The sequence below is a fragment of the Pseudomonas sp. Tun-23181 genome (genome assembly GCF_057415455.1).
On record NZ_CM171630.1, the window covers coordinates 1,813,490 to 1,840,001 of the forward strand.

Annotated in this window: 22 protein-coding genes; 13 read left to right on the forward strand and 9 right to left on the reverse strand. The window is 67.5% G+C overall.

The window, feature by feature from the left end:
- Positions 1-56 precede the first annotated feature (56 nt).
- The 3 genes from ACDI39_RS08870 to ACDI39_RS08880 are packed head-to-tail and all read right to left on the reverse strand — an operon-like array spanning position 57 to position 2,226.
- A complete protein-coding gene (locus ACDI39_RS08870) occupies positions 57-992 on the reverse strand; it encodes a 2Fe-2S iron-sulfur cluster-binding protein (RefSeq protein WP_486538411.1) in 936 nt (311 codons plus the stop codon).
- Entirely contained in the window at positions 993-1,169 is a 177-nt protein-coding gene (locus tag ACDI39_RS08875) for a hypothetical protein (RefSeq protein WP_486538413.1), read from the reverse strand.
- On the reverse strand, positions 1,162-2,226 hold the full coding sequence (locus ACDI39_RS08880; protein WP_486538415.1) for an aromatic ring-hydroxylating dioxygenase subunit alpha: 1,065 nt from the start codon (positions 2,224-2,226) through the stop codon (positions 1,162-1,164). The genes ACDI39_RS08875 and ACDI39_RS08880 overlap by 8 nt, the downstream gene beginning before the upstream one ends.
- A 156-nt stretch (positions 2,227-2,382) precedes the next feature.
- On the opposite strand from ACDI39_RS08880, the gene ACDI39_RS08885 reads away from it, so the two are divergent.
- The 4 genes from ACDI39_RS08885 to ACDI39_RS08900 all read left to right on the forward strand — a co-directional run bounded on the left by ACDI39_RS08885 (position 2,383) and on the right by ACDI39_RS08900 (position 6,772).
- Positions 2,383-3,318, forward strand: coding sequence for a LysR substrate-binding domain-containing protein (locus ACDI39_RS08885; RefSeq protein ID WP_225786985.1), 936 nt, complete (start codon positions 2,383-2,385; stop codon positions 3,316-3,318).
- A gap of 74 nt (positions 3,319-3,392) precedes the next feature.
- Positions 3,393-4,103: a FadR/GntR family transcriptional regulator gene (locus ACDI39_RS08890; protein ID WP_486538418.1), complete on the forward strand. Its 711-nt coding sequence runs from the start codon at positions 3,393-3,395 to the stop codon at positions 4,101-4,103.
- 103 nt (positions 4,104-4,206) lie between these two features.
- Positions 4,207-5,400 carry an L-2-hydroxyglutarate oxidase gene (gene lhgO / locus ACDI39_RS08895; RefSeq protein ID WP_225786987.1) on the forward strand — a complete coding sequence of 398 codons (1,194 nt, stop codon included), beginning with the start codon at positions 4,207-4,209 and terminating at the stop codon, positions 5,398-5,400.
- A gap of 43 nt (positions 5,401-5,443) precedes the next feature.
- Complete coding sequence (locus ACDI39_RS08900; protein ID WP_486538420.1) at positions 5,444-6,772, forward strand: MFS transporter; 1,329 nt, start codon at positions 5,444-5,446, stop codon at positions 6,770-6,772.
- A 127-nt stretch (positions 6,773-6,899) separates the two neighbouring features.
- Here the strand turns inward: ACDI39_RS08900 and ACDI39_RS08905 are convergent, their stop codons facing one another.
- Positions 6,900-8,207, reverse strand: coding sequence for a phospholipase effector Tle1 domain-containing protein (locus tag ACDI39_RS08905; protein WP_225786989.1), 1,308 nt, complete (start codon positions 8,205-8,207; stop codon positions 6,900-6,902).
- 228 nt (positions 8,208-8,435) lie between these two features.
- Between ACDI39_RS08905 and ACDI39_RS08910 the strand changes: the two genes are divergently transcribed.
- The 9 genes from ACDI39_RS08910 (at position 8,436) to ACDI39_RS08950 (ending at position 20,932) form a co-directional block, all read left to right on the forward strand.
- Positions 8,436-9,395, forward strand: a complete 960-nt coding sequence (locus ACDI39_RS08910; RefSeq protein WP_225786990.1) for an AAA family ATPase — start codon at positions 8,436-8,438, stop codon at positions 9,393-9,395.
- A 4-nt stretch (positions 9,396-9,399) separates the two neighbouring features.
- Positions 9,400-10,344 (forward strand): DUF58 domain-containing protein, encoded by a 945-nt coding sequence (locus ACDI39_RS08915; RefSeq protein WP_486538423.1) that lies wholly within the window; start codon positions 9,400-9,402, stop codon positions 10,342-10,344.
- Complete coding sequence (locus ACDI39_RS08920) at positions 10,341-10,835, forward strand: DUF4381 domain-containing protein (RefSeq protein WP_225786992.1); 495 nt, start codon at positions 10,341-10,343, stop codon at positions 10,833-10,835. The genes ACDI39_RS08915 and ACDI39_RS08920 overlap by 4 nt, the downstream gene beginning before the upstream one ends.
- Entirely contained in the window at positions 10,828-11,904 is a 1,077-nt protein-coding gene (locus ACDI39_RS08925; RefSeq protein ID WP_225786993.1) for a vWA domain-containing protein, read from the forward strand. Before ACDI39_RS08920 ends, ACDI39_RS08925 begins: the two co-directional genes overlap by 8 nt.
- Entirely contained in the window at positions 11,901-13,619 is a 1,719-nt protein-coding gene (locus ACDI39_RS08930) for a vWA domain-containing protein (protein WP_486538426.1), read from the forward strand. The genes ACDI39_RS08925 and ACDI39_RS08930 overlap by 4 nt, the downstream gene beginning before the upstream one ends.
- Positions 13,616-15,235 (forward strand): BatD family protein, encoded by a 1,620-nt coding sequence (locus tag ACDI39_RS08935; RefSeq protein WP_486538428.1) that lies wholly within the window; start codon positions 13,616-13,618, stop codon positions 15,233-15,235. The genes ACDI39_RS08930 and ACDI39_RS08935 overlap by 4 nt, the downstream gene beginning before the upstream one ends.
- A gap of 221 nt (positions 15,236-15,456) precedes the next feature.
- Entirely contained in the window at positions 15,457-16,695 is a 1,239-nt protein-coding gene (locus ACDI39_RS08940) for an exonuclease SbcCD subunit D C-terminal domain-containing protein (RefSeq protein WP_225786996.1), read from the forward strand.
- Positions 16,692-20,342 (forward strand): AAA family ATPase, encoded by a 3,651-nt coding sequence (locus ACDI39_RS08945; RefSeq protein ID WP_486538430.1) that lies wholly within the window; start codon positions 16,692-16,694, stop codon positions 20,340-20,342. The genes ACDI39_RS08940 and ACDI39_RS08945 overlap by 4 nt, the downstream gene beginning before the upstream one ends.
- Positions 20,339-20,932, forward strand: a complete 594-nt coding sequence (locus tag ACDI39_RS08950; protein WP_225787155.1) for a glutathione S-transferase — start codon at positions 20,339-20,341, stop codon at positions 20,930-20,932. The genes ACDI39_RS08945 and ACDI39_RS08950 overlap by 4 nt, the downstream gene beginning before the upstream one ends.
- Before the next feature lie 178 nt (positions 20,933-21,110).
- Here the strand turns inward: ACDI39_RS08950 and ACDI39_RS08955 are convergent, their stop codons facing one another.
- From ACDI39_RS08955 to ACDI39_RS08975, 5 genes are all read right to left on the reverse strand, one after another.
- Positions 21,111-21,290: a hypothetical protein gene (locus ACDI39_RS08955; protein ID WP_225786998.1), complete on the reverse strand. Its 180-nt coding sequence runs from the start codon at positions 21,288-21,290 to the stop codon at positions 21,111-21,113.
- A 123-nt stretch (positions 21,291-21,413) separates the two neighbouring features.
- Positions 21,414-22,544, reverse strand: coding sequence for a lactonase family protein (locus ACDI39_RS08960; protein ID WP_225787156.1), 1,131 nt, complete (start codon positions 22,542-22,544; stop codon positions 21,414-21,416).
- A complete protein-coding gene (locus ACDI39_RS08965) occupies positions 22,510-22,800 on the reverse strand; it encodes a DUF5629 family protein (RefSeq protein ID WP_253080978.1) in 291 nt (96 codons plus the stop codon). The genes ACDI39_RS08960 and ACDI39_RS08965 overlap by 35 nt, the downstream gene beginning before the upstream one ends.
- A gap of 65 nt (positions 22,801-22,865) precedes the next feature.
- Positions 22,866-25,268 carry an efflux RND transporter permease subunit gene (locus tag ACDI39_RS08970; RefSeq protein ID WP_225787000.1) on the reverse strand — a complete coding sequence of 801 codons (2,403 nt, stop codon included), beginning with the start codon at positions 25,266-25,268 and terminating at the stop codon, positions 22,866-22,868.
- Positions 25,265-26,293, reverse strand: coding sequence for a WD40/YVTN/BNR-like repeat-containing protein (locus ACDI39_RS08975; RefSeq protein ID WP_225787001.1), 1,029 nt, complete (start codon positions 26,291-26,293; stop codon positions 25,265-25,267). Before ACDI39_RS08975 ends, ACDI39_RS08970 begins: the two co-directional genes overlap by 4 nt.
- Between the last annotated feature and the right edge of the window lie 219 nt (positions 26,294-26,512).

Genomic DNA, 26,512 nt, shown 5'->3' on the forward strand with positions numbered 1-26,512 from the left:
CGTAAAGGGCACGCAGGGCACGTCTTTCGGTGGGGTTACCTCCATTGGCCAGTGGTCTAGCACCTGCCCAATGCCAGCACGACCGGCGAGGTCGGCCGGGCGCAGCACAGCAATACCTGGCCCGCCTCGGGCTCGGCCAAGGGCGCTTCAAGGTACTCGACGGTGCCGCTGAGCAGCGGCGTCATGCAGGCACTGCACAACCCTGCGCGGCAACTGAAGGGCGGCGACAGCCCTGCCTGCTCGGCGCAGTCGAGCAGCGATGGGCAAGACGCCTCCCAGGTGACCGACCGGCCCGAGGGCTCGAAGCGCACCGTCAGTTCACCCTGCGCCTGTGCGCTGGGTGTGGCCACGCTGGCCACGGCGGGGGCCTCGTCCTCGTCCAGGACAGTCGCCGGCCCGAAGAACTCGTAGCGAATCCGCTCGCGCTCGATGCCCAGGCCACGCAGCAAGCGCCAGTTGGCCTGCATGAACGGCCTGGGCCCACACAGGTAGACGTCGTAGTCGTCCAGCGGCAGCAGCGCCTGCAGGGTTTCGCGGCTGACCAGCCCACTGCTGTGGTGATGGCCATTGCGCACGTCGGCGTCGCTCGGCGTCCGGTAGCAGAAGTGCACACGAATCCCGGCACGCTTGGCCGCCAGGGCCAGCACTTCCTCACGCAAGGCATGCACGCTGCCGTTCTCGCAGGCGTGGACGAAATACACCGGCCGCGCCGAATGGGTCGCCAGGCGATGCAACATGCTCACCATGGGCGTCAGGCCGACGCCACCGCTGAACAGCAACACCGGGCGGGTGCTTTGCTCATCGAGGACGAAGTTGCCGGACGGGCCGGCAACCTCCAGTAGCCCACCCACCTCCAGCGCCTCGTGCAAAAAGCTCGAGCCCACGCCGGCCGGCACGTCGGGCAAGTGCGCCGGCGCCCGCTCGTGCTTCACCGAGATACGCAGTTGCTCTGGGGTATCCGGGTCGCTGGACAGGCTGTAGGCACGCAGCAACTACGGGCCCTGGGCCTGGGGGATGCGCACCACGATGAACTGCCCGGGGCGGAAGACGACGCGGCCATCGTTCATGGCGGGCTTGAGCAACAACGAGGTGATGGTTGCGCTCTCCCGTACCTTCCCTGTCACCTGGAAGCGCGCGAAGCCCTTCGCGGCGGGAATGGCATCAAGCATGAGCGTTCACCTCGACGGTCGCGACCAGCCCGTGGGCGGCCTGCTGCTCTTGGCGAATCAGGCGCTCCATGCCACGGCGAAAACGCAAGGGGCCAGAATCGATGGCCAGGTCGATGTTCGGCGTCTGGCGCTGCCTCATGCCCGCATGCACCGCTGCCAGCACCACCCGGTCCTCCTCGAAGGCTCGACGCACATCGGCAGCGAACTGGCGGGAGACCTCCTGGTCGTCTGCGTCGAAATTGCGCAACTGGAACCAGTAGTAACGGGTGCGGTTCTCGTCGACCGGCGTCATGAAGTTGTAGGAGTCCATCAGGAACGCCTTCTCATGCAGCGCTCCGCCCTCCCCGCCCGTACCGGCCGGGGTGTGCACGCCCTTGATGATCGCATGGGCCGGGTAGCGTACCTCGTAGTACTGCAGACGGTCGCAGCGGCCTTCGAACTTCAGGTACTGGCGATAGAACGGCGCCACATCGATATCGCGCAGCCAGCGCGAGACCACCACGCCGTCGTCGTTCACCTGGGTCTGCAACGGCACCGACTCACAGGCCGAGGTACCGAAGGTGCTCTGGTGGACCCAGGCCACGTGGGAGGGGTCGAGCAGGTTGTCGGTCATGTACAGGTAGTTGCAGTCGATGGTCATCGAATCGCCACGGTTGACGCCCCAGGCCGGGTCGTCCCACTCGGGGATGTCGAGGAGCTTGCTGCGGTCGGCCAGGGCCGGCTCGCCCATCCACAGCCACACCAGGCCGTAGCGCTCTTCTACCGGGTAGCTGCGGACTTTCGCCGCCTGCGGAATGCGCGACACGCAGGCGGCCTTCACACAGGTGCCGGCGCCGTCGAAGGTGAGGCCGTGGTAGCCACACTCGACCACATCGCCGTGCAGGCGCCCCATCGACAGCGGCAGCTTGCGGTGCGGGCACGCATCCTCCAGGGCCACCACTGCGCCGTCGGCCTTGCGGTAGAGCACGACGGGCTCGCCGAGCAGAGTGGTGGCGTGCAAGGCCTGCTTCACTTCGGTGTCCCAGGCGGCGGCGTACCAGGCATTTCTCAAGAACATGGCATGAGGCTCCTGTTGTTGTTGTCATGGGCTGCATCAGGTTCTTGAAACACAGCCTAGGCCTGGGTGAAACAAAAGAATAGGTGGTGTTTTCTGTTGATTTATTAAGTTTTTCTAAACTAAAAATAGGCCTGTCCCCACAGCTGAGAGCCCGTCATGAGCCAGCTCCCCCCGTTACGCGCACTGGAAGTCTTCGAAGCCGTCGGCCTGTGCGGTGGCATCACCCAGGCGGCCAAGCGCCTGGGTATCTCCGCCGGCGCCGTCAGCCAGCAGATGAAGATCCTCGAGCAAGCCGTTGGCCTGAGCCTGACGGTCAAGGAAGGCCAGCGCCTGCGCCTGAACGCCGCCGGCCAGCGCTTTCACGAAGGCTGCAGCCAGGCGTTCGAGCGCTTGCGCGCGGCCTATGCGGGGTTGGAACGCTCGAAGAACACCAGCAACCTCTACATCAGCGCCCTGCCCTCGCTGTTGTCGAAATGGCTGGCACCGCTGGTGGCCGAGTGGCAGGCGGCATTCCCTCAGTTGAGCATCTACCTGGACGGCACCCACACCGAACCGTCCGAGGCCCACGCCAATGGCGTGGACTTTCGCCTGAGCTATGGCGCCGGCATGCATGACGACCAGCACACCCTCGAACTGTTCCGCGATTGCGTGGTACCGGCGTGCAGCCCAGCCTTGCTGGACGCGAAGGTCGACGCCGACCGCCTGCTCGCGCTGCCGTTGATCACCATCGACTGGCGGCCGAAGTTCGATTCACCGCCGTCCTGGGAGGAGTGGTTCGCCACGGCTGGCATCGGCGAGGTGCAAATCGCCAACTACCGGATCTACTCGCTGTCTTCCATGGCCATCCAGGCTGCCATCGACGGGCAAGGCATCGTCCTTGCGCAGTACTCGATGATCAGCCGGGATGTCGACAGCGGCAAACTGATGCTGCCTTGCCTGCGGGCCCTGCCCATGCCAGCGTCCTATTACCTGACCTGGAACCCGGGCAGTATCCACCACGGTCACTGCCGAGCCTTCCAGCGCTGGCTGATCGAGCGCGGGCGTGACCAGCAGGAAGTCACGCAGCGGTTGCTGGCCGAATCCCCGGCATAACGCATTGAATCGATTGACAACAGGGCCCGGACACAGGCATTGTCTGACAACCTGATCAATAGGCAACCGTTTCCATGCTAGAGCTCCAGCGCCCCGACACCCTGGTCGAACGGGTCGTCAGCGCCATCCGTGCAGAGATCGATTCCGGCCGCCTGGCCGCCGAATCGCGCCTGCCCACCGAACAGCAACTGGCCGAGCAGCTCAATGTCAGCCGCTCGGTGGTGCGCGAAGCGGTGGCGCAGCTCAAGGCCGATGGCGTGCTCATCGCCCGCCGCGGGCTCGGCTCCTACATCTCCCATACTCCCAGCGGCACGGTGTTCCGCTTCCCCGGCAGCCAGGGGCGCAAGCCAGACCTGGTGCAGATGTTCGAGATGCGCCTGTGGATCGAGACCCAGGCCGCCGCCATCGCCGCCCGCCGCCGCGACGCGCACGACCTGGCGCGCATGGCCACGGCCCTGCAGGAAATGCTCGACAGGCGCAGCGACTTCAGCGCCGCCTCCGCCGCCGACGTGGCCTTCCACCGGGCCATCGCCGAAGCCAGCAAGAACGCGTACTTCGTGGCCTTCCACGACTTCCTCGGCGGCCAGTTGGCCGCCGCGCGCCGCAACGCCTGGGAAAACTCCGCCGCCCACTCCGTGGGCGGCTCGGCCGACGCCAATCGCGAGCACCAGGCGCTGTACCAGGCCATCGCCGATGGCGACCGCCAGGCCGCCGCGGCCTGCGCCGAAGCGCACCTGCGGGCCTCGGCCAAGCGCCTGAAGATCGACCTCCCCGCCCTCGACTGACACCCGGAGAACGCCTGGCAGCCTGGCGAGGTTTTCACGCGCACTACTTAGTCTGACAACCTGATAAGCAGATCCACCGACAAGAAATCCAAGGTACCCCTGCATGACCTACGACTACTGCATCATCGGCGGCGGCATCGTCGGCCTCGCCACCGCCATGGCCCTGCTCGAGCAGCGTCCCGGCGCGTCCCTGCTGATCCTGGAAAAGGAAGCGAGCCTCGGCCGCCACCAGACCGGCCACAACAGTGGCGTGATCCATGCTGGCATCTACTATGCCCCGGGCAGCCTCAAGGCCGACCTGTGCAAGCGCGGCGCCCAGGCCACCAAGGACTTCTGCAGCGAGCACGGCATCGCCTTCGACGTCTGCGGCAAGCTGCTGGTGGCCTCCAACGACCTGGAAATGCAGCGCATGCAGGCCCTGTACGAGCGTTCGCAGCAGAACGGCCTGAAGGTCGAGCGCCTGGACGCCGCCGAGCTTGGCCGCCGCGAACCCAACATCGTCGGCAAGGGTGCGCTGTTCCTCGATGCCACCGGCATCGTCGACTACAAGCAAGTGTGTACGGCCATGGCCCGGGTGATCGAGCGGGCCGGCGGCGAAGTCCACCTGAGCACCAGCGTGCGCGCGATCGAAGAACACGGCACGCATGTCGAAGTGCGCAGCGACGCGCAGACCTGGCAGGCACGCCAGCTGGTGGCCTGCGCCGGCCTGCAGTCCGACCGCCTGGCGCGCCTGGCCGGGGTGAAGATCGACCACCAGATCATCCCTTTTCGCGGTGAGTACTACCGCCTGCCCGCGAGCAAGAACCAGGTCGTCAACCATCTGATCTACCCGATCCCCGACCCGGACCTGCCGTTCCTCGGCGTGCACCTGACGCGGATGATCGACGGCAGCGTCACCGTCGGCCCCAACGCCGTGCTCGGCCTGGGCCGGGAGAACTACCGCAAGTTCTCGGTGAACTGGCGCGACGTCGCCGAGTACGCACGCTTCCCGGGTTTCTGGAAGACGATCTGGAACAACCTCGGCTCTGGCACCACGGAGATGAAGAACTCGCTGTTCAAGCGCGGCTACCTGGAGCAATGCCGCAAGTACTGCCCGTCGCTGGAGGTCGAGGACCTGCTGCCCTACGAGGCCGGCATCCGCGCCCAGGCGGTGATGCGCGACGGCACCCTGGTGCACGACTTCCTGTTCGCCGAGACGGCGCGCATGGTGCACGTCTGCAACGCTCCGTCGCCAGCTGCCACCTCGGCCATCCCGATCGGCCAGATGATCGCTGCCAAGATCCTCGAGGCCCGCTGAACCCTGCTGCACACCCCACTACAAAGACAATAAGGAACCTTCGATGTCGGTACATGAGGCGGCCCTGGCCGCGACGGAAACCCCGCAACAGCAACGCAAGCGCCTGCGCAAGGTGGCAGCGGCGACCATCTTCGGCTCGATGCTGGAGTGGTACGACTTCTACCTGTACGCCACGATGGCGGCGATCGTCTTCTCACAGATCTTCTTCGACACCAGCAACCCGGCGGTGGCCTCGCTGCTGGCGTTCTCCACCTTCGCCATCGGCTTCATCGCCCGCCCCTTCGGCGGCATCCTGTTCGGCTACCTGGGCGACCGCTTCGGGCGCAAGCAGGTGCTGGTGATCACCTTCTGCATGATGGGCGTGTGCACCGCACTGATCGGCCTGATCCCCAGCTATGCCACGATCGGCATCTGGGCGCCGATCATCCTGGTGGTCATCCGTATCATCCAGGGCCTGGGCGCCGGCGCCGAACTGTCCGGCGCGGCAGTGACCTCCTACGAGCACGCCAGCGAAGGCAAGCGCGGCAGCCAGGGTGCTTGGCCGGCGCTGGGCCTGAACCTGGGCCTGCTGCTGTCGTCGCTGACCGTGTACCTGCTGACCATGAACGGCAATGCGTTCCTCATGGCCGGCGGCTGGCGCATCCCCTTCATCGCCAGTATCGCGCTGGTCGGCATTGGCCTGTGGGTACGTCGCAGCATCCCCGAGACGCCGGACTTCAAGGAGCTCGACCAGGCCAAGGACAAGCCCCAGGTGTCGCCGCTGAAGCTGCTGCTGCGCAACGACCTCAAGGGCCTGGCCGTGGTGTTCTTCGTGGCCATCGGCTACAACGCCCTGAGCTACATCTTCAAGACGTTCTCGCTGGCCTACCTGACCCAGTTCAAGGGCGTCCAGGCGCATGTCACCTCGCTGTCGGTGACCATCGCCAGCCTGGTGGCGATCTTCGCCGTGCCGTTCTTCGGCTGGCTGTGCGACAAGTGGAGCAGCAAGATCGTGCTGATGCTCGGCGGCGTGTTCTCGGCGCTGTTCGCCTATCCGTTCCTGCAGTTGCTGAGCACGGGTGAACCGACGCTGATCTACGTGGCCATCGGTATCGGCACCGGGATCCTCGCGCCGATGATGTTCGCACCGCAGGGTTCGTTCCTCAGCCGGCAGTTCCCGACCCAGACACGCTCGTCAGGGTTCGGTACCGGGCGGGAGATCGGCACGGCGGTGGCCGGTGGCCTGGCACCGCTGGGCGGCCTGGCCCTGGTGGCTGGCTCGGCGACCCATTCCACCGATGGCGTGGCGCTGATCCTGGCGATTTCCGGGGTGCTGGTGGTGGTCTTCGCCCTGTGCGACCAGGGGCGCAAGCACTCCACCGCGAAGAACTGAGGGCTGCCTAGGCCAGTTAAAGCTTTACAGTCGCAATTGGGGCCGCTCCAGGTACCGCGCTCAATGGCAGAACAGCGCTGTACCTGAGCGGCCCCAGGATGCCAAAAGCACCACATGCCAGGCCCGCTCACCCCACTGGATTCACATGCATCACCCGCCCGCCTTCCGCCGGCCGGTCGACGAACATCACCTCCAGTTCGCTGTTGCGCAGCCCCTTGAGTGCATTCCAATGCGCCGAAGCATGGATGTACCGCGCCTCCAGCAAGTGCCGCTCCTCCTCGCTCAAACCCGGACCAGCGCTACGCCCCAGGGCGAAGTCATGCAATTTGGCACTGATCCCCAGCAACGCCTCCGGCAACCTATACGCCGCCTCGCGCGCCTCCACCTCGGCGAACGGCACCCCACCGCGCACCGCCAGCTCACGCATGATGCGCAGGTAGATCCGCGACAAATGCCCCAGTACCTCACGCTCCCGATAAACCGCCGCATACACGCGCTTTTCCGGCCCCTCCTGCCTGCGACGCCGCTCGACAGGCACCTCCCAGGTCAGGACCCGGGGCTGCGGCCCCGGCATGCCCGCATACTCCGCTGCCAACTGCCCGGCGGCGATGGCATACGCCCGCGTCCGCTCGGCTGGCGTGCGCGCAGGCACCAGGTTCGATCGCGGTTTGCTCAGCAGGACGCGCTCGGTCATCCGTTCCAGGTAGCCGCCGCCGATGTCCGAATGAACCCCGGGCACGACGATATCGTGCCCGCTACGCACCAACGGGAAGTTGTGCCGCCTTTCATCGCCAGCCACCAGTTGCACGACCTGGCGCGCAATACCCTCTCCCAGGCCGAGGCGCAACCCGCCGTAACGGTCGTTGGCAGGGCTGAAGTTGCCTTGCCACGGGGCAACGATGGCCGCCACCGTGTCGAACAGCCCAATGAAGTTGATCGTCACAGGCCACGCCGGCAGGCAGGCCGAGCCCTCCTGCAACTGGTTGGCCAGGTCGCGGGCCGCCGCCGCCCCGCGACTGAAGCCGAACAGGTCCAGTTCGACCCCTGCCACGGGGCCCTGCGGTTGCTCTGCACGCCAGCGCCGCAATTGCCCGGCAACCACCGCCAGCGCCTCGGCCACTCGCGCCTCGATCCCCGTCTGGCCACGCCCGGTGGCCTGGGCGAGCGCCGAGTCGGGCGCGCCTTGCGTGGTGCCGATGCCCTCGACATAGACCTTGAAGAAGACCCTGTCCGCAAACGCCTCCACGGCCCCGACCGGGTACAGCCCGTACAGCAGCGCCACATTGCTCGGGGCATTGGCATAACTGCCGCCGCGTTCGGGCGATGCTCCCGCGTGCATGCCGTTGCCCAGGTTATTGCCAGTGCCGTCGAAGAACACCCCCACCCGCAAGGTGAGCGGATGGGGCGTGCCGGAAGCGATGCGTTGCAGGTCCATCGGTGGGGTCCTCATTGTCCAGGACCGACAATGAGGCAGCCTCGCGGCGCACGCGGGAACCCGCAGATTCCACAGGTAGTCAGCGATTGTTCGACGACCCGCGCCTGCCCCCTGGAGAATTTTCCATGCCGCCATTGGTCGGCACGGGCCCGGATGGATTAAAGTATCAGCCCCTGCCCGGACGCCGCTGTGCCAGCACGCCCGGCTCATTTCCAGGAACCCTCGACGATGGAACACCGTGAGGCGCTGATCGCGCTGCGCACATTTCTTTCCTCCCAGATCCTTGGCCAGGAGAAGCTGGTCGAGCGCCTGCTGATCGTGCTCCTGGCCGACGGCCACATGCTGGTCGAAGGTGCGCCCGGGCTGGCCAAGACCAAGGCCATCAAGGAACTGGCCGAGGGTATCGAGGCACAGTTCCATCGCATCCAGTTCACCCCTGACCTGTTGCCGGCCGACATCACCGGCACCGAGATCTACCGCCCGGAAACCGGCAGCTTCGTGTTCCAGCAGGGGCCGATCTTCCACAACCTGGTGCTGGCCGACGAAATCAACCGTGCCCCGGCCAAGGTCCAGTCGGCGCTGCTCGAGGCCATGGCCGAACGCCAGGTCAGTGTCGGCCGCAGCACCTACGAGCTGTCGCCGCTGTTCCTGGTCATGGCCACGCAGAACCCGATCGAGCAGGAAGGCACCTACCCGCTGCCCGAAGCCCAGCTCGACCGTTTCCTCATGCACGTGAAGATCGGCTTCCCGGACGCCGCCGTCGAACGGCGCATCCTCCAGCAGGCCCGGGGCGAGGCGCTGGGCGGCGAGGCCAAGCCGGAGCGGCGGGTCAGCCAGCTGGCGATCTTCGCCGCGCGCAAGGAGATCCTCGGCCTGTACATGGCCGACGCCGTGGAGGAATACCTGGTGCAGTTGGTGATGGCCACCCGCACCCCGGCCAAGTTCGATACCGAGCTGGCCGACTGGATCGCCTATGGCGCCAGCCCACGCGGCTCGATCGCCCTGGACCGCTGCGCACGCGCCCATGCCTGGCTGGCCGGGCGCGACTTCGTCAGCCCCGAGGACATCCAGGCCGTGCTGTTCGACGTGCTGCGCCACCGCATCATCCTGTCTTTCGAGGCCGAGGCGGCGGGGATCGACCAGGACCGTGTGGTCCAGCGCATCCTCGACGTCGTCGCCGTCGCCTGACCCCATGGCCACCGCGCGAACGGCCGAACCCGGCATCCGCATCGGCCTGGCCGAGCTGATCGACATGCGCCATCGCGTGCGCGAGATCCAGCTGTTCTCCCGGCCCGGCCAGCGCAGCCCGCTGGTCGGCCTGCACCACTCCAAGCTGCGCGGGCGCGGCGTGGACTTCGACCAGGTGCGCGTCTACCAGGCCGGCGACGATGTACGCAACATCGACTGGCGTGTCACCGCGCGCACCCAGGAGCCGCACACCAAGCTGTTCCACGAAGAGCGCGAGCGGCCGATCTTCATCCTGGTCGAGCAGAGCCAGCGGCTGTTCTTCAGCTCCGGCCTGATGTTCAAGTCGGTGCTGGCGGCCCAGGCCGCAGCGCTGTTCGGCTGGGCCGCGCTGGGCCACAACGACCGCATCGGCGGCCTGGTGTTCGGCGACAACGAGCACCACGAGATCAAGCCACGGCGTAGCAAGCAAAGCCTGCTGCAACTGCTCAACCGCCTGGCCAAGGTCAACCAGGCGCTGCACACCGAGGCCCAGCCCCAGGCCGACAGCCTCGGCCTGGCCTTGCGCCGGGCCCGCGAGGTGCTGCGCCCGGGCAGCCTGGCCATCGTCATCTGCGACGAACGCGCCTTGAGCGACAGCGTCGAACAGCACCTGTCGATGCTCTCGCGCCACTGCGACCTGCTGCTGATGCCGGTTTCCGACCCGCTCGACCATGCCCTGCCGGCCGCCGGCCTGCTGCGCTTCGCCCAGCGCGGCGCCCAGTTGGAGCTCGACACCCTCGACGCCAGCCTGCGCCAGGCCTATCGCCAGCAAGCCGAGTCGCGCGTCGAGCGCTGGGAACTGCTGGCGCAGAAACTGCGGATACTGCTGATGCCCCTGAGCACCCAGAGCGAGATGATCGAGCAACTGCGCGAGCACCTCGATGCCCAGCGCCCCGGGAGCCCTCAATGAATCCGCTGGACCCGTTGCAACCGCTGATCGCCCCGCCGGGCATCGGCCTGTGGCCACCCGCGCCCGGTTGGTGGGTGCTGCTGGCCATGCTGCCGCTGCTCGGCTGGGGCCTGTGGCGCTTGCGCCACTGGCGCCCTGGCAAGCGTCGGGTGGTGCGCGCCGAGCAGCCGCTGGACCCGATACGCCAGGAGGCGCTGGCCGAGCTCGCCCGCCTGCCCCGCCCCTACGACGGTGCCCCGGCCGGCGCCTGGCTGCAGCAGATCAACGCCCTGCTCAAGCGCCTGTGCCGCAACCACTACCCCGGCGCCAACAGCCACACCCTCAATGGCCGCCAATGGCTGGCCTTTCTCGACAACCGCTGCCCCGCCGCCGGCCTGACCCGCTGGATGGTGCTGGTCGAAGGCGCCTACAAGCCCGAGTGCAAGCTCGACGACAAGGCCATCGCCGGGCTCGCCCAGGCGGTCGAAACCTGGATCCGCAAGCATGTTTGAACTGGCCTGGCCGTGGGTCTTGCTGCTGCTACCGCTGCCCTGGCTGGCGCGCCTGGTGCTGCCCGCCGCCGACAGCGGCGAGCCGGTGCTCAAGGTGGGTTTCCTCGATGAACTGGAAGGCCTGGCCGGGCGCCGCGCCCGCCTCAACCTGCCGACCTGGCGCCAGCAGGCCCCCTTCGTGCTGATCTGGCTGCTCCTGCTGCTGGCCGCTGCTCGCCCGCAATGGCTGGGCGAGCCGGTGCCGGTCGCCGCCAGCGGCCGCGACCTGCTGGTGGCGGTGGACGTCTCCGGCTCCATGGACTATCCCGACATGCACTGGCAGGACGAGGACATCAGCCGCCTGGACCTGGTCAAGGCGCTGCTCGGCGACTTCCTCCAGGACCGCCAGGGCGACCGGGTGGGGCTGATCCTGTTCGGCAGCGAAGCCTACCTGCAGGCGCCGCTGACCTTCGACCGGCGCACCGTGCGCACCTTCCTCGACGAGGCGCAGATCGGCATCGCCGGCAAGAACACCGCCATCGGCGATGCCATCGGCCTGGCGGTCAAGCGCCTGCGCCAGCGGCCGGCGCAGAGCCGCGTGCTGGTGCTGGTGACCGACGGCGCCAACAACGGCGGGCAGATCCACCCGCTGACCGCCGCGCGCCTGGCCGCCCAGGAAGGCGTACGCATCTACACCATCGGCATCGGCGCCAACCCCGAAGCCAGCGGTACGCCCGGCCTGCTCGGCCTGAACCCGAGCCTGGACCTGGACGAAGCCTCGCTGCGGGAGATCGCCGAGCTGACCCACGGCGCCTATTTCCGCGCCCACGACGGCGCCGAGCTGGATGCCATCGGCGATACCCTCGACCAATTGGAGCCGGTGGCCCAGCAACCGACCCAGGCGCGCACCGCCAAGGCCCTGTATGCCTGGCCACTGGCCCTGGCGCTGCTGCTCAGCGTGCTGCTGGTGGCCGCCGCCCAATGGCCGGACAACCGGCTGCAGCGCCTGCTGCGTCGGCCGCGCTTCCTGCAGCCGCACCCGGAGTGGCGTCAGCGCCTGCAACGCCTGCGCCTGAGGAGGCGGCGATGATCGAATTCTGGCCGCAATGGCTGCGCCCGCTCTGGCTGCTGGTGGTGCCGCTGCTCGCCTGGCTGCTGTTCAAGCGCTGGCATCGGCGCAAGCGCGCCGGGCGTTGGCAACTGATCCTGCCGCCACAGTTCCATGCCGTGCTGCTCGGCGGCGGCAGCGGCAGCACCAGCAAGCTGCCCTGGATCGCCCTGGGCCTGGCCTGGTTGCTGGTCGTCCTGGCCCTGCTCGGCCCGAGCTGGCAACGCCTGGAGGAAACCCGCCAGCGCCCGGCCGACCCGCTGGTGATCCTGCTCGAACTGACCCCGCAGATGCTCGCCGAGGACAGCCCGCCGAACCGCCTGGAGCAGGCCCGGCGCAAGATCCTCGACCTGCTCGAGCATCGCCGCGACAGCCAGACCGCGCTGGTGGTCTATGCCGGCAGCGCACATACCCTGGTGCCGCTGTCCGACGACCTGGGCACCACCCGCAACCTGCTCGAGGCGGTCGATCCGTCGATCATGCCGCAGCCCGGCCAGCGCGCCGACCTGGCCGTGCAAAAGGGCCTGGCGCTGCTGGCCCAGAGCGGCCTGGGCCAGGGCCGCCTGCTGCTGGTCGGCTCGGCGCTGAGCCCGCAGGAGCGCGATGGCATCCTCCAGGCCCTCGGCCGCCAGGGCCCGAGCCTGCTGATGCTCGGTATCGGCAGCGCCGAAGGGGCGCCGGTGCGCCAGGCCAACGGCGAATACCTCAAGGACGACCAGGGCGGCATCCTCCTGCCACGCCTGGACAGCGCCAGCCTCAAGGCGTTCGTCGCGGGCACCGGCGGGCGCTACCGGCATGCCCGCATCGACGACCTGGACCTGCGTGGGCTGGGGCTGTTCGACACTCCCCACATCCTGCGCAACGACGGCCAGACCCTGCAGCTGGACAGCTGGGCCGACCAGGGCTACTGGCTACTGCTGCCGCTGTTGCTGCTGGCCGCCTGCGCCGGCCGACGCGGCTGGTTGTTCTGCCTGCCGTTGCTGCTGGCGCTGCCGCAACCGGGCCAGGCCTTCGAGTTCGACGACCTGTGGCTGCGCCCCGACCAACAGGGCCAGCGCCTGCTCGAGCAACAGCGCCCCGCCGAGGCGGCCCAGCGCTTCGAAGACCCACAGTGGCGCGGCATGGCGCTGTACCAGGCCGGCGACTTCGAAGGCGCGGCCCAGGCCTTCGCCCAGGGCAACAGCGCCGCGGCCCACTACAATCGTGGCAATGCCCTGGCCCGCGCCGGTGCGCTGGAAGCCGCCCTGGACGCCTACGAACAGGCCCTGGAGCGCCAGCCCGACCTGCAGCCTGCCCTGGACAACCACGCCCTGGTCCAGCAACTGTTGCAACAGCGCCAGGCCAAGGCCGAGGAACGACCGGCCAGCAGCGATGCCCAAGGCACGCCCGGCAGCGAGACCGACGGCAACAGCAGCTCGGCCGCCAACCAGGCCCAGGGCACGCCCGGCAACGAAGAGCAGGCCGCGGCCGAACAGCCCGGCGAAGGCACTGGCGAGCACCAGGCCCAGGCTGGCAACCAGCCCGGCGACGACGACGGTGTCACCCAGCCGCCGCAACGGCCCGTGTCGACCAGCCTCGACGCCGAGCAGCGCCAGGCCCTGGAACAGTGGCTGCGGGAGATTCCCGACAACCCGGCCCAGCTGCTGCGGCGTAAATTCTGGTACGAACAGCAATTGCATCAGGAAACCCCACGATGAGCCGCTTCGGCGTCTTCCTACTCAGCCTGCTGTGGCTCGTCCAGGCCCAGGCGCAACCGGCCCTGCAGGCCAGCGTCGACCGTACCCGCCTGGAAGCCGGCGAAACCCTGGAACTGACCCTGGAAAGCCAGGACATCACCCAGTTCGGCAAGCCGGACCTGCGCGCCCTGGAGGGCGACTTCGAGGTCCGTGACACGCGCCAGCTCAACAGCCTGCATACCCTCGACGGCGAGACCCGCGCCAGCACCCGCTGGATCATCACCTTGCTGCCACGGCGCAGCGGCAGCCTGCGCATTCCCGAGCTGCAGCTGGGCCAGTCGCGCAGCCAGCCCATCGAACTGCAGGTGCTCCAGGCCGATGCCAGCCGCCCTGGCAGCGCCGCCCAGGTGTTCGTCGAAGCGACCCTGGACAGCACCGAGGTCTACGTCCAGGCCCAGGCCGTGCTGACCCTGCGCATCTACCATTCGGTGTCGCTGTACGACGACAGCAGCCTCAGCCCACTGCAACTGAACGATGCCAAGGTCGAGCCGCTGGGCGAGTCGCGCACCTACGAGAAAGAGATCGACGGTGTGCGCCACGGGGTGATCGAGACACGCTACGCGATCTACCCGCAGCACAGCGGCAGCCTGGAAGTCCCGCCGCTGACCTTCACCGCCACGGCGGCCGACGGCGGCGAGCCAACGGCCGGCATGCCCCGGGTCGGGCGCCAGGTGCAGGTCAGCTCGCTGCCGCTGCACCTGACGGTGCGACCGATTCCCAGCGCCTGGCCAGCCGACACGCCCTGGCTGCCGGCACGCAGCCTGGCCCTGGAAGAACACTGGAACCCGGACCCGGCCCGCCAGCCGACGCAGATCGGCGACTCCCTGACCCGCAGCATCACCCTGCGCGCCGAAGGGCTGTCGAGCACCCAGTTGCCCCCCCTGCCGGCCACCGAGACCTACGGCCTACGCCGCTACCCCGACCAGCCGCTGCTGCGCAACGAGATCAACGAGCGCGGCATGATCGCCAACCGCGAGGAGCGCGAGGCCCTGGTGCCGACCCACAGCGGCGACCTGGCCCTGCCGGCTCTCGAGGTCACCTGGTGGAACACCCGCGAGGACCACCTGGAACACAGCAGCCTGCCGGCGCGCACCCTGCAGGTGCAGGACAACCCGGCGCTGAGCGCCGAGACGCCGGTGGGCGATGGCAGCAGCGCCCGGCTCTGGCCCTGGCAACTGGCGACCCTGGTCCTGGCCCTGACCACCCTGCTGGGCTTTGCCCTGTGGTGGCGCGCCCGCTCGCAGCCGGCGGTGCTGCGCGCTGCCCAGAGCGGGCCGAGCCCGCGCACCCTGCTGGACGACCTCAAGCGTGCCTGCCAGGCCAACGACCCCCAGGCCACGCGCCAGGCGCTGGACGCCTGGGCACGCCAGCAACCGGAAACCCTGGCTGAGATGGCCGCCCGTTTCGTGCCCTTGTCCGATGCCCTGGATGGCCTCAACGGCGCCCTGTACAGCGAGAGCGGCCAGTACTGGCACGGCGACGAGCTGTGGCGCGCCATCGGCGCCATCCCACCGGCCGAGCAGGTGCTGGCGCCTGCTGGGGAAACCGGGAGCTTGCCGCCGTTGTATCCGAAATGATCAAAGCCTCTGGGTTCTAGAGGCCAGCGACACCGTTGGGTTTGGCTAATGCTGGGGCCGCTTCGCGCCCCTGCACCCTATTCCCGCGCACGATATCGAGCCTGCACAAAACCACTTGGGTTAACATACCGTCCTCGCTCGCCGGCCACCCCGGCCACTCAATGAACGCCCAACGACCAGGTGAGGCACAAGCTTTCCTGCTCCCATCCAACGGATCATCCATGCGTCTGTTTCACACCTCCGACTGGCACCTGGGCCAAAGCCTGCATGGCCAGGACCGCGACTTCGAACACGCCTGCTTCCTAGACTGGCTGCTCGGCCAACTACGCCTGCGCCAACCCGATGCCCTGCTGATCGCCGGCGACATCTTCGACACGGTCAACCCACCGGTCAAAGCCCAGGAGCGGCTCTACGACTTCATCGTCCAGGCCCACGAGCAACAGCCGAAGCTGGACATCGTGATGATCGCCGGCAACCACGACTCCGGCTCGCGCATCGAGCTGCCGGCAGCGCTGATGCGGCGCCTGCGCACCCATGCCCTGGGCCGGGTGCACTGGCTCGACGAGGGCCAGCTGGACGCCGAACGCCTGCTGATCCCGCTGACCAATGCCCGTGGCAAGGTCTGCGCCTGGTGCCTGGCCCTGCCCTTCCTGCGCCCGGCGGAGGTCACCGGCCCACAACTGGGCGACGACTACCTGCAAGGCATCACCCAGGTGCACCAGCAATTGATCGCCGCCGCCCAGGCCAAGCGCAAGAAGGACCAGGCGCTGGTCGCCATCAGCCATGCGCACATGGCCGGCGGCGCAGTCTCCGAGGACTCCGAGCGCAGCCTGATCATCGGCAACGCCGAGGCCCTGCCGGCACGCCTGTTCGACAAGGCCATCAGCTACGTCGCCCTGGGCCACCTGCACAAGCCGCAGCGGGTCAACCGCGAAGCACGCATCCGCTACAGCGGCTCGCCGATCCCCCTGTCGTTCGCCGAGATCGGCTACCCGCACCAAGTGCTCGAGGTGGAGCTCGACGGTGCCGAGCTGGTCAGCATCGAGCCGCGCCTGGTGCCGCGTGCCGTGGCCCTGCAACGCATCGGCCCGGCGCCGCTGGGCGAGTTGCTCGAGCAACTCGCCGAGTTGCCGGTGGTCGACCTGCTCGAAGACCCCAACCGCCAGCCCTGGCTGGAGGTGCGCGTGCGCCTGGACGAACCGCAGCCCGACCTGCGCCAGCAGATCGAGGCCGCCCTGGCCGGCAAGGCCGTGCGCCTGGTGCGCATCGGCGCCGAGTACGCCGGGCGCGGCAACCAGGACGATGACGAGCTGGCGTTCGTCGAACTGGCCCAGATGACCCCGCAAGACCTGTTCAGCCGGGCCTGGGAGCAGGCCTACGGCAACCCCGTCGACGAACAGGCACTGGCCGACTTCGCCCTGCTGCTGCAGGACGTCCAGCTGGAGGAGGAGCAGCCATGAAGATCCTTGCCATTCGCCTGAAGAACCTGGCCTCCCTGGCCGGGCCGATCGACATCGACTTCACCGCCGAGCCCCTGGCCAGCGCCGGCCTGTTCGCCATCACCGGGCCCACCGGCGCCGGCAAGAGCACCCTGCTCGATGCCCTGTGCCTGGCCCTGTTCGGCACCGTGCCGCGGCTCAACGACATCGGCCGGGAAGCCAAGGTGCCGGACGCCGACGGCGAGATTCCGACCTACGATCCGCGCAACCTGCTGCGCCGAGGCACCGGCAGCGGCCATGCCGAGGTCGACTTCGTTGGCATCGACGGCCGCCGCTACCGCGCCCGCTGGGAGGCCAACCGCGCCCGCGAGAAGGCCAACGGCAAGCTGCAGCACAGCCGCCAGAGCCTCTACGACCTGGACAGCGAGCAACTGCTGGGCAGCGGCAAGAACGAGTACAAGCAACTGGTCGAGGCACGCCTGGGCCTGAACTTCGAGCAGTTCACCCGCGCGGTGATGCTGGCCCAGAGCGAGTTCGGCGCCTTCCTCAAGGCCGACGACAAGGAGCGCAGCGAACTGCTGGAAAAGCTCACCAACACGGCGATCTACACCCGCCTGGGCCAACGCGCCTTCACCAAGGCCAGGGATGCCGGCGAAGCCCACCGGGCCCTCGAGGCGCAGGCCAGTCTCCTGCTGCCGATGGCCGCCGAGGCCCGTGCCGAGCTCGACCAGCGCCTGGAACAGGCCCAGCAGCAGTTCAAGGCCGAGCAGGCACGCGAGCGCCAGCTGGAGCAACAACGGGCCTGGCTGAACGAGCGACAGCAGCTGCAAGCCCAGCACAGCGAGGCCGGCGAAGCCCTGAAAGCGGCCGAACAGGCATGGCAGCAACTGGCCGACCAGCGCCTGGACCTGCAACGCCTGGAGCGCCTGGCGCCACAGCGGCACCAGTTCCATCGTCAGCAGGCCCTGGCCGCCCAGCTTGCGCCCCTGGCCACGACGCTCGAACAACAGCAGCGCCAGCAGGAAGCCCTGCAGGCCCAGACGGTCGAGCTGGAGCAAGCACTGGCCGTTGCGCGCCAGGCCCTGGCCGAGGCCCAGACCAACCAGGGCGAGAACACCCCACGCCTGCGCCAGGCCTTCGCCGCCCAGGACAGCCTGACCCGCCTCGACCAGGAACTGGCCAGGCTGCACGCCGCCGGGCAGCAGGCCGACCAGACCGTTGTCGAAGGCCAGCAACAGCTGCAACAGCTCGAACAACAGCAGCAGCGCAGCCTCCAGCAACTGGCGCAGATCGAAACGGCACTGGCCGAGAGCGCTCCGCTCGCGGCCCTGGGCAATGCCTGGCAGGCCTATCGCGGCCAGCTCCAGCAGCTGTTGCAGATCGGCAATCGGCTCAGCCAGGGGCGCGACGAGCTGCCGGGCCTGCAGGCGCAGGCCAGCCAGGCCAATGCCCAATGGCAGGAACAGCGCGATGCCTTCGAGCTGCTGTTCCGCGAAGCCGGCGCCGAACCCCAGGCCCTGGCCGAACAGCTCGACCTGCTCGGCAGCATGCTGCAGGACAACCGCAAGCAACAGCGCGCCGTGGAGGAACTGGCGCGCCTGCACGCCCGCCAGCAAGAACTGCAGCACAGCCTGCATGCCCTGCGCGAACGCCAGCAGCACGCCCTGCAACAGCGCCAGCAACTGATCGGCGAAGGCCAGGCGGCCAAGACCGAGCTGGAAGCCGCGGAGCAGGCCCTGGCCCTCACCCGCCAACTGCTCGAACGCCAGCGCCTGGCGCGCACGGCCAGCGTCGAGGAACTGCGGGCGCAACTGCGCGACGGCGAACCCTGCCCGGTGTGCGGCAGCGCCGAGCATCCCTATCACCAGCCCGACGCCCTGTTGCAGAGCCTGGGCCGCCATGATCAGGCCGAAGAAGCAGCGGCCCAGGCCCAGGTGGACACCCTCAACGCCCGCCTGGTGGAACTGCGCACCCAGGTCGGCGTGGTCAATGGCCAGATCAAGGAGTACCAGCACCAGCAAGCCCAACTGGGCGAACAACTGTCCCCCCTGGAGCAACAGCTCGCCGCCCATGCCCTGTGGCCGGCGCTTTGCGCCAGCGCCGAGGACGACAAGGGCCGCGCTGCCTGGCTGGAAGCGCAGCTGCGCCGCCTGGACGAGGAGATCGGCCGTGACGAGCAACGCCAGGCCGCCCTGCTCACCCTGCAGAAGGACGCCGCACGCCTCAACCAGCAATTGCAGGCCGCCAGCGAGGCCCAGCAACAGGCCCAGCGTCGCCTCGACCAGCAGCACCAGGCCCTGGCCGCCGACCAGGAGCGCCTGGAGCAGGCCCTGGCCGACTTTGCTGGTGTGCTGCCTGCCGATATTCTCCAGGCCCTGCGCGACGAGCCCTCGCACACCTTCCTCGCCCTCGACCAGCAGGTCACCCAGCGCCTGCAACAACTCGAACAACAGCAGGAAGAACAGCAAGAGCAGCAACAGCGCCAGCAACAACTGGAGCGCCTGCACGACCAGCAGCAATCACGCCTGCAGCGCCAGGCGGAGTTGCAACAGCAAATCGCCAGCCTCGCCGAACAACAGCAGCGAGCTCGCACCACGCTGGGCGAACTGCTGGGCGAGCATGCCAATGCCGAGGCCTGGCAGCAGCACCTGGAGCAGCAGGTGGAACAGGCCCGCGCCGGCGAAGCCGATACCGCCCAGCGCTTGCAGGATGCACGCACCCAGGGCGTGCAACTGGCCGGCGAACGCAAGGCCAACGCCGCCCGCCTGCAGACGCTCGAACAGGAACACCAGCAGTTGCAGGGCGAGATCGCCCAATGGCGCGCCGCCCACCCCGAACTGGACGACGCCGGCCTGGACCGCCTGCTGGCCATGGATGAGGCCCAGTTGGGCGACCTGCGCCAGCACCTGCAAGCCGCCGAGAAGGCCGTCGAACAAGGCCGCGTGCTGCTCCAGGAGCGCGAACAGCGCCTGCAGCAGCATGCCGCCCAGGGCAATGTCGAGGCCTCCGTCGAAGACTTGGAGCAACGGCTTGGCGAACTGCGCGAGCAGTTGGCCACCCAGGAACAGCAATGCGCCGAACTGCGCGCCCAACAGGCCGACGACCAGCGCCGCCAGCAGGCACACCAGGCCCTGGCCGAGGAAATCGAGCAGGCGCGCCAGGAGTGGCAACGCTGGGCTCGGCTCAATGCGCTGATCGGCTCGGCCACCGGCGACGTGTTCCGCAAGATCGCCCAGGGCTACAACCTCGACCTGCTCCTACACCATGCCAACAGCCAGTTGCGCCAGCTGGCCCGGCGCTACCGCCTCAAGCGCGGCGGCAGTGCCCTCGGCCTGCTGGTGCTGGACACCGAGATGGGCGACGAGCTGCGCTCGGTGCATTCGCTGTCCGGCGGCGAGACCTTCCTGGTTTCCCTGGCCCTGGCCCTGGGCCTGGCATCCATGGCCTCGAGCACCCTGCGCATCGAGTCGCTGTTCATCGACGAAGGCTTCGGCAGCCTCGACCCCGAGTCGCTGCAACTGGCCATGGACGCCCTCGACGGCCTGCAGGCCCAGGGACGCAAGGTCGCGGTGATTTCCCACGTGCAGGAGATGCACGAACGCATCCCGGTACAGATCCAGGTGCGCCGCCAGGGCAACGGCCTGAGCGAGGCGGAGGTGTGCGGGTGATCCTCTACTCGTTCCGCCGCTGCCCCTGGGCCATGCGTGCGCGCCTGGCGTTGCGCTATGCCGGCTGCCCGGTGGAGATCCGCGAGGTGGCGATGAAGCACAAGCCCGCCGAGCTGCTGGCGCTGTCGCCCAAGGGCACGGTGCCGGTGCTCGATACTGGTGAGGGGGTGCTGGAGGAAAGCCTGGACATCATGCGCTGGGCGCTGGAACGCCACGATCCCCAGGACTGGCGCCTGCAGGCCGACCCTGCCGCTGCTGCCCAAGGCGAGGCGCTGATCGTGCGCAACGACAGCACGTTCAAGGCGCAGGTGAACCTGTACAAGTACGCCGAGCGTTATCCCGAGCAATCGCGGGCGCACTACCGCCAGCAGGCCGAACCCTGGCTGGCCGAACTGGAGGCGCTGCTCGCAAGCCGCCCCTACCTGCTCGCCGACCACCCGAGCCTGGCCGATGCGGCTCTGCTCCCCTTGATGCGCCAGTTTGCCGGGGTCGAACCGCAATGGTTCGCCGAGGCGCCTTACCCGCGGGTGCGCAGCTGGTTGCAAGGGTGGCTGGATTCAGCGTTGTTCCAGGCCATCATGGCTCGGTAGCGGAGTCTTTGGGGCTGCTGCGCAGCCCCGCCACTCAGATCGCCAGGATCGGCGAAGAAAACAGCAACAGCACCACCGCCGCGATACGCCACATCATGCTCCACCTCCCGGAGAGTCAATAATCCAGCGTCAAATTCAAACACATGGCGTTGTGCTATTACCAGACCCTTTTCACGCTTCAGTGACTGTTCTTGCCGCTCAGCGCCGCATGGAAGTGCGCACTTTGCTGCAGGTACTTCTCGGTGTAGCTGTGGGTGGCGGACGATTTGCTACGCACCTCGACCTGGGCATGGGCCGGCAGGACGACGGAGGCGGAAATGGCGGAAGCGGCGATGACCGGAAAGAGATTGAAGTTCATGCGGGCTGCCCTCGACTTCGGTGGTTTGACAGTGGCCCCGATGGGCCTTGGGTCAAACTTACGCCGCCGAGGCTGTGCACAGAAATTCATTGCGGCAGTAACGATTATCACGCCGATTGATAATCACTCGATGAACTTGAGGTCCGAGGGGGCCGCCTGGGGCAGGGTCTGCACGGTCTCGCCGAGCATGCCGCTGCGCGGATCGCGACGCATCACCACGATCTGGTCGCTCTTCTGGTTGGCCACCAGCAGGAAGTTGCCGCTGGGGTCGAGGCTGAATTCGCGCGGGTGATCGCCCTCCACCGAGCGGCGCTGCAAGAAGGTCAGCTGGCCATCGTCCTTGCCCACGGCATAGACCACGATCTCGTTGGCCGTGCCGCGGTTGCTGACATACAGGAAGCGCCCGTCGGCCGACAGGTGCAAACCTCCCGCCGCCTTGGCCGCAGCCTCCTGGCGCTCGGTCAGGGGCAGGCGCTGGCGCTCGTTCAGTGCACCGTCCTGGACGTCGAAGGTCACCACTTCGCCGCTCATTTCCAGGGTCAGGTAGGCATGCTGGCCCTTGGCATCGAACAGCAGGTGGCGCGGCCCACTGCCGGGCGGCAACGCCACCGAGGCGGGAATCGCCGGGCTCAGCGGGCGTTCGGTACTGGCGCCATCGTAGCGGTAGATGAACACCTTGTCGGCGCCCAGGTCGCTGGCATAGAGGTGGCGCCCCTCGGGCGACAACACCACCGAGTGCACATGGCCACCGACCTGGCGCTCGGCGTTGACCTTGCTGGGCGCATGGCGCAGTTGCTGGACCACCGGCTTGAGCTTGCCGTCGCGCGCCACCGGGATCACCACCAGGCTGCCACCCGGGTCGGGGGCGACGGCGTAGTTGGCGACGAACAGGTAGCGCTGGTCATGGCTGAGGCTGGCGTGGGTCGGCTCATCACCCAGGCTTGCCACTTGGTTGAGCGGCTTGATCTGGCCCTTGGCACTGAGCGAGAAGCTGCTGACGTGCCCCTTCGGCGTCTCGTTGACCGCGAACAACTGGCGCTGGTCGGCCGAGAGCACCAGCCACGAGGGGCTCACGCTCTTGACCACCTGCTGGGGCTTGGGTTCGATCCGGCCACTGCGCGTGTCGAACGCATAGCGGTAGATCCCCTGGCTGGCGCCCTCGGTATAGCTGCCCACCAGCAAGGTGGCAGCGTGGGCATCGATCGCCAGGCCCATGAGGCTAGCGCTCAGCAGGTGCTTCCAGGTCCGCTTCATCATCGTCATCTTCCGAGGCGCGCAAGGCACTCATACAGACTAGCCGATGCTCGCCCTGGCCATCGTCGAGGCGCCAGTCGTCGCCTTCGGCCACGGCAGCGGCGACCTGCTCGGTGGTGAAGTGCCAGCGACGGAGCTGGCGCCCGTCCATGCACTCGACGGTGAGGCCCGAGGCGTCGAAGGTGAAGTCGAAGGCGTGCAGGCCGTCGATCAGGAGCATGTCGCAGGTGTGCAGGGCGGTGGCGAGGGTGGTCATGGGGATACCCGGAAAGAAATAGGTGGCCATTATAGCCAGGGGCCGCATGGCGGCCCCCTTTTTGATCAATGCGCGAAGATCGATCCGCCCTCCTTGCCCGCCAGCTTATGCGGCTTGATCAGGAAGCGCGCCAGCGCCGGCAACAGCCACAGGGCGCCGAACATGTTCCACAGCAGCATGAAGGTCAGCATCAGGCCCATGTCGGCCTGGAACTTGATCGCCGAGAAGATCCAGGTGCAGACGCCGATGGCCAGGCACAGGCCGGTGAACAGCACGGCCTTGCCGGTGGAGCGCAGGGTCTCGTAGTAGGCCTCCTGCAGCGGCAGGCCGGCGCGCAGGAAGCTTTCCAGGCGGCTGTAGATGTAGATGCCATAGTCCACGCCGATGCCCACGCCGAGGGCCACCACTGGCAAGGTGGCGACCTTCACGCCGATGCCCATGAAGGCCATCAGCGCGTTGCCCAGCACCGAGGTCAGCACCAGCGGCAGGACGATGCACAGGGTCGCGGCGAAGGAACGGAAAGTGATCAGGCACATCACCGCCACGCAAATGTACACCAGCACCAGGATGGTCAGCTCGGCCGACTTGATCACCTCGTTGGTGGCAGCCTCGATACCGGCGTTACCGGCCGCGAGCAAGAACTGCAGGTCGTCGCGGTTGTGGCTGTCGGCGAAGGCCTTGGCCACCGCGGTGACCCGCTCCAGGGTCTCGGCCTTGTGGTCGTTGAGGAACACCAGCACCGGCGCCAGGGAGCAGTCGGCGTTGTACAGGCCGTCGGCACGGGCGATGGAGTTGTTGAGGATGTCCGGGTTGCGCGACAGGGTTTCCCACTTCAGGCTGCCCTCGTTCATGCCCTTGATCACCTGCTTGGACACGGTCACCAGGGAAATCGCCGATTGCACCCCCGGGGTGTTCTCCATGGTCCACATCAGCTCGTCGATCGGCGCCATGGTCGAGTGGATCGAACAGCTCTCCGACGGGGTCTTGACCATGATCACCAGCACATCGGAGCTGGTCGAGTAGTTGCTGATGATGAAGTTGTTGTCCTGGTTGTAGCGCGAGTCGGGACGCAGCTCCGGGGCCCCCTGGTCGAGGTCGCCGATCTTCAGGTTCTGGCTGTACCAGAGCCCGCCGGCGAAAGCCAGCAAGGCCAGGCCGACGGACACCGGCGCCACCTTGGGGCTGGCGAAGTTGGACAGCAGGCGCCAGAACGGGTGCTCGCGGGTCGCATCCTTCTTGCTGCGGGCGATGGCCTTCTGGCTGATGCCCACGTAGGAGATCGCCACCGGCAGCAGGATCAGGTTGGTGAAGACGATCACCGCCACGCCGATGGAGGCACCGATGGCCAGCTCGCGGATCACCCCGATGTCGATGATCAACAGGGTGATGAAGCCCACGGCATCGGCGAGGATGGCGATCATCCCCGGCAGGAACAGCTGGCGGAAGGTGCGCCGGGCAGCGGTCAGGGCGTTGTCGGCGCCGCTCGACTGCAGGGCGATGCCGTTGATCTTCTGCACCCCATGGGAGATGCCGATGGCGAAGATCAGGAACGGCACCAGCATCGAGTACGGGTCAAGGCCGAAGCCCACCGCGTGCATCAACCCCAACTGCCAGACCACCGCCACCAGGGTGGTGATGAGCACGGCGATGGTGCTGCGGATGCACCAGGTGAACCAGTACAGCAGCGCCCAGGTGATGGCCAGGGCCACACCGAAGAACATCGCCACCATCACCAGGCCGTCGATCAAGTCGCCGACTTTCTTGGCGAAGCCGACGATGTGGATCTTCACGTTGGGGTTCTGGGCCTGGAACTTGTCGCGGATCTTCTCTTCCAGCTGGTGCGAGAACTGCTGGTAGTCGAGCGCCAGCAACTTGCCCTGGTCCTGCGGGTCCGGGTAGTTCTCCAGCAGCGGCACGTCGACGATGCTGGACTTGAAGTTGTTGGCCACCAGGCGCCCGACCTGGCCAGACTTAAGCACGTTGTCGCGCAGCGCATCGAGGCTTGCGGGCGAGCCGTCGTAGGTGTTGGGGATGACCTCGCCACCGGCGAAGCCATCCTCGGTGACCTCGGTCCAGCGCACGCTCGGGCTCCACAGCGACTTCAGCCCCGCGCGGTCGACGCCGGGGATGTAGAACACCTCGTCATGGATCTGCCGCAGGGTCTCCATGTAGTCCTTGTCGAAGATGTCGCCGTTGACCGCCTCGACCGAGATGCGCACGGTATTGCCGAGGTTGGCCAGGTCGTTGCGGTGCTCGAGCATCTGTTCGATGAACGGATGCTCCAGCGGGATCATCTTCTCGAAGCTGGTGGACGGGCGGATCTGCGTGGCCTGCCAGAACAGGAAGATGCTCACCAGCAGGCACAGGAAGATGACCACCGGCCGGTTGTTGAAGATCAGCCGCTCGAGCAGGGTGGCCTTGTCCTGGTGGTGCTGCTGGTGCATGTCGAATGTCTCCCGGTGGGTCATGGCTGCACCTCCTCGGCACCTTCGGCGGTGGCCAGGTGCACGCCGCCCTGGCCGACCAGCAGCAGGCGACCGTCGGCCAAGCCACTGACCCCTGCCAGGGCGATGCGATCGGCCCGGTTGTAGACCGTGAAGGTCTGGCCGTCGTCGTGGCTGCGCAGCACGCTGCCGCCATTGCCGACCAATACCAGGCTGCCATCATCGAGAAGCGTAGCGCTTGCCAGGCCGAATTCGAGCGGGCCACGGGCGGCTTCGACGTCGATCGATTGCCAGCTGTCGCCGAAATCACTGGAACGCAGCAGGTTGCCGCGCAAGCCATAGGCCAGCAAGGTACGTGGCTGTGCGGTACCGATCACGCCGAACAGCGACCCCTCGTAGGGGCTTTCGACCGTGGACCAGGTCTGGCCGTCGTCGCTGGAGCGGAACATGCTGCCCTGCTCGCCGACGATGAACAGGCCGGCGTCCTTGACCCTGGCGATGCCGTTGAGGTGCAGTTGGTCGGGGTTGTCCAGGCGCTCGGCGACGTCCTGCCAGTGCTGGCCGCCGTCGGTGGTCTCCAGCAAGGCGCCGTAGGCGCCCACGGCGAAACCGTGGCGGGCATCGAGGAACCAGACATCGAGCAAGGGGGCTTCGCGGGCGAGGTCTTCGAACTGCTTGCTCCAGGTGGCGCCGCCGTCGTTGCTGGCGAGGATCTGGGCGTCATGGCCCACGGCCCAGCCGCGCTTGTCGTCGAGGAAGAACACCGCCGTGAGCAGTTGCCGGGTGGGCACCCGGGCCTGGGTCCAGGTCTTGCCCTGGTCGTCGGAGAACAGGATATGGCCACGGTCGCCCACCACCACCAGGCGCTTGCCGGCGTGGGTGGTGTCGATCAGCAGGCTCTGGCTGGCCTTGGCCGACTCCGTCGAATACGCCTCGGCCGCCGCCGCGCCCACACTGCCTGCCCACGTTCCCAGTGCCAGCGCCAGCATCGCGCCAGCCGCCAGTGACCAGGCACCACGCCTGGCATCCGCCATCAGCCGTTCCCTCATGACCGTCCCCTGTTGTGTTCTTGTAGTGGGTCAATCTATTGGCAGGTACTGCGAAAACCCTGTTCCAGAGCCCTGCAATAGCTTGGGGGCCATCCTATCGGGGATATCGGCAGAAAGACAACGAGTGGGACGTTATGTTTTGTTAAGCATCTGAAGGGATCGCGGGGCCGATCAGTCAAGACATCGGTGATCAATCGGGGCTGCTTTGCAGCCCCGTAT

Coding starts and splice junctions, on each gene's coding strand:
- ACDI39_RS08915 (WP_486538423.1), top strand. CDS start 9,400: ATGGCCACCGCGCGAACGGCCGAACCCGGCATCCGCATCGGCCTGGCC.
- ACDI39_RS08935 (WP_486538428.1), top strand. CDS start 13,616: ATGAGCCGCTTCGGCGTCTTCCTACTCAGCCTGCTGTGGCTCGTCCAG.
- ACDI39_RS08940 (WP_225786996.1), top strand. CDS start 15,457: ATGCGTCTGTTTCACACCTCCGACTGGCACCTGGGCCAAAGCCTGCAT.
- ACDI39_RS08965 (WP_253080978.1), bottom strand. CDS start 22,800: ATGACCACCCTCGCCACCGCCCTGCACACCTGCGACATGCTCCTGATC.
- ACDI39_RS08920 (WP_225786992.1), top strand. CDS start 10,341: ATGAATCCGCTGGACCCGTTGCAACCGCTGATCGCCCCGCCGGGCATC.
- lhgO (WP_225786987.1), top strand. CDS start 4,207: ATGACCTACGACTACTGCATCATCGGCGGCGGCATCGTCGGCCTCGCC.
- ACDI39_RS08905 (WP_225786989.1), bottom strand. CDS start 8,207: ATGGACCTGCAACGCATCGCTTCCGGCACGCCCCATCCGCTCACCTTG.
- ACDI39_RS08900 (WP_486538420.1), top strand. CDS start 5,444: ATGTCGGTACATGAGGCGGCCCTGGCCGCGACGGAAACCCCGCAACAG.
- ACDI39_RS08925 (WP_225786993.1), top strand. CDS start 10,828: ATGTTTGAACTGGCCTGGCCGTGGGTCTTGCTGCTGCTACCGCTGCCC.
- ACDI39_RS08955 (WP_225786998.1), bottom strand. CDS start 21,290: ATGAACTTCAATCTCTTTCCGGTCATCGCCGCTTCCGCCATTTCCGCC.
- ACDI39_RS08975 (WP_225787001.1), bottom strand. CDS start 26,293: ATGAGGGAACGGCTGATGGCGGATGCCAGGCGTGGTGCCTGGTCACTG.
- ACDI39_RS08910 (WP_225786990.1), top strand. CDS start 8,436: ATGGAACACCGTGAGGCGCTGATCGCGCTGCGCACATTTCTTTCCTCC.
- ACDI39_RS08930 (WP_486538426.1), top strand. CDS start 11,901: ATGATCGAATTCTGGCCGCAATGGCTGCGCCCGCTCTGGCTGCTGGTG.
- ACDI39_RS08885 (WP_225786985.1), top strand. CDS start 2,383: ATGAGCCAGCTCCCCCCGTTACGCGCACTGGAAGTCTTCGAAGCCGTC.
- ACDI39_RS08890 (WP_486538418.1), top strand. CDS start 3,393: ATGCTAGAGCTCCAGCGCCCCGACACCCTGGTCGAACGGGTCGTCAGC.
- ACDI39_RS08875 (WP_486538413.1), bottom strand. CDS start 1,169: ATGCTTGATGCCATTCCCGCCGCGAAGGGCTTCGCGCGCTTCCAGGTG.
- ACDI39_RS08880 (WP_486538415.1), bottom strand. CDS start 2,226: ATGTTCTTGAGAAATGCCTGGTACGCCGCCGCCTGGGACACCGAAGTG.
- ACDI39_RS08960 (WP_225787156.1), bottom strand. CDS start 22,544: ATGAAGCGGACCTGGAAGCACCTGCTGAGCGCTAGCCTCATGGGCCTG.
- ACDI39_RS08970 (WP_225787000.1), bottom strand. CDS start 25,268: ATGACCCACCGGGAGACATTCGACATGCACCAGCAGCACCACCAGGAC.
- ACDI39_RS08945 (WP_486538430.1), top strand. CDS start 16,692: ATGAAGATCCTTGCCATTCGCCTGAAGAACCTGGCCTCCCTGGCCGGG.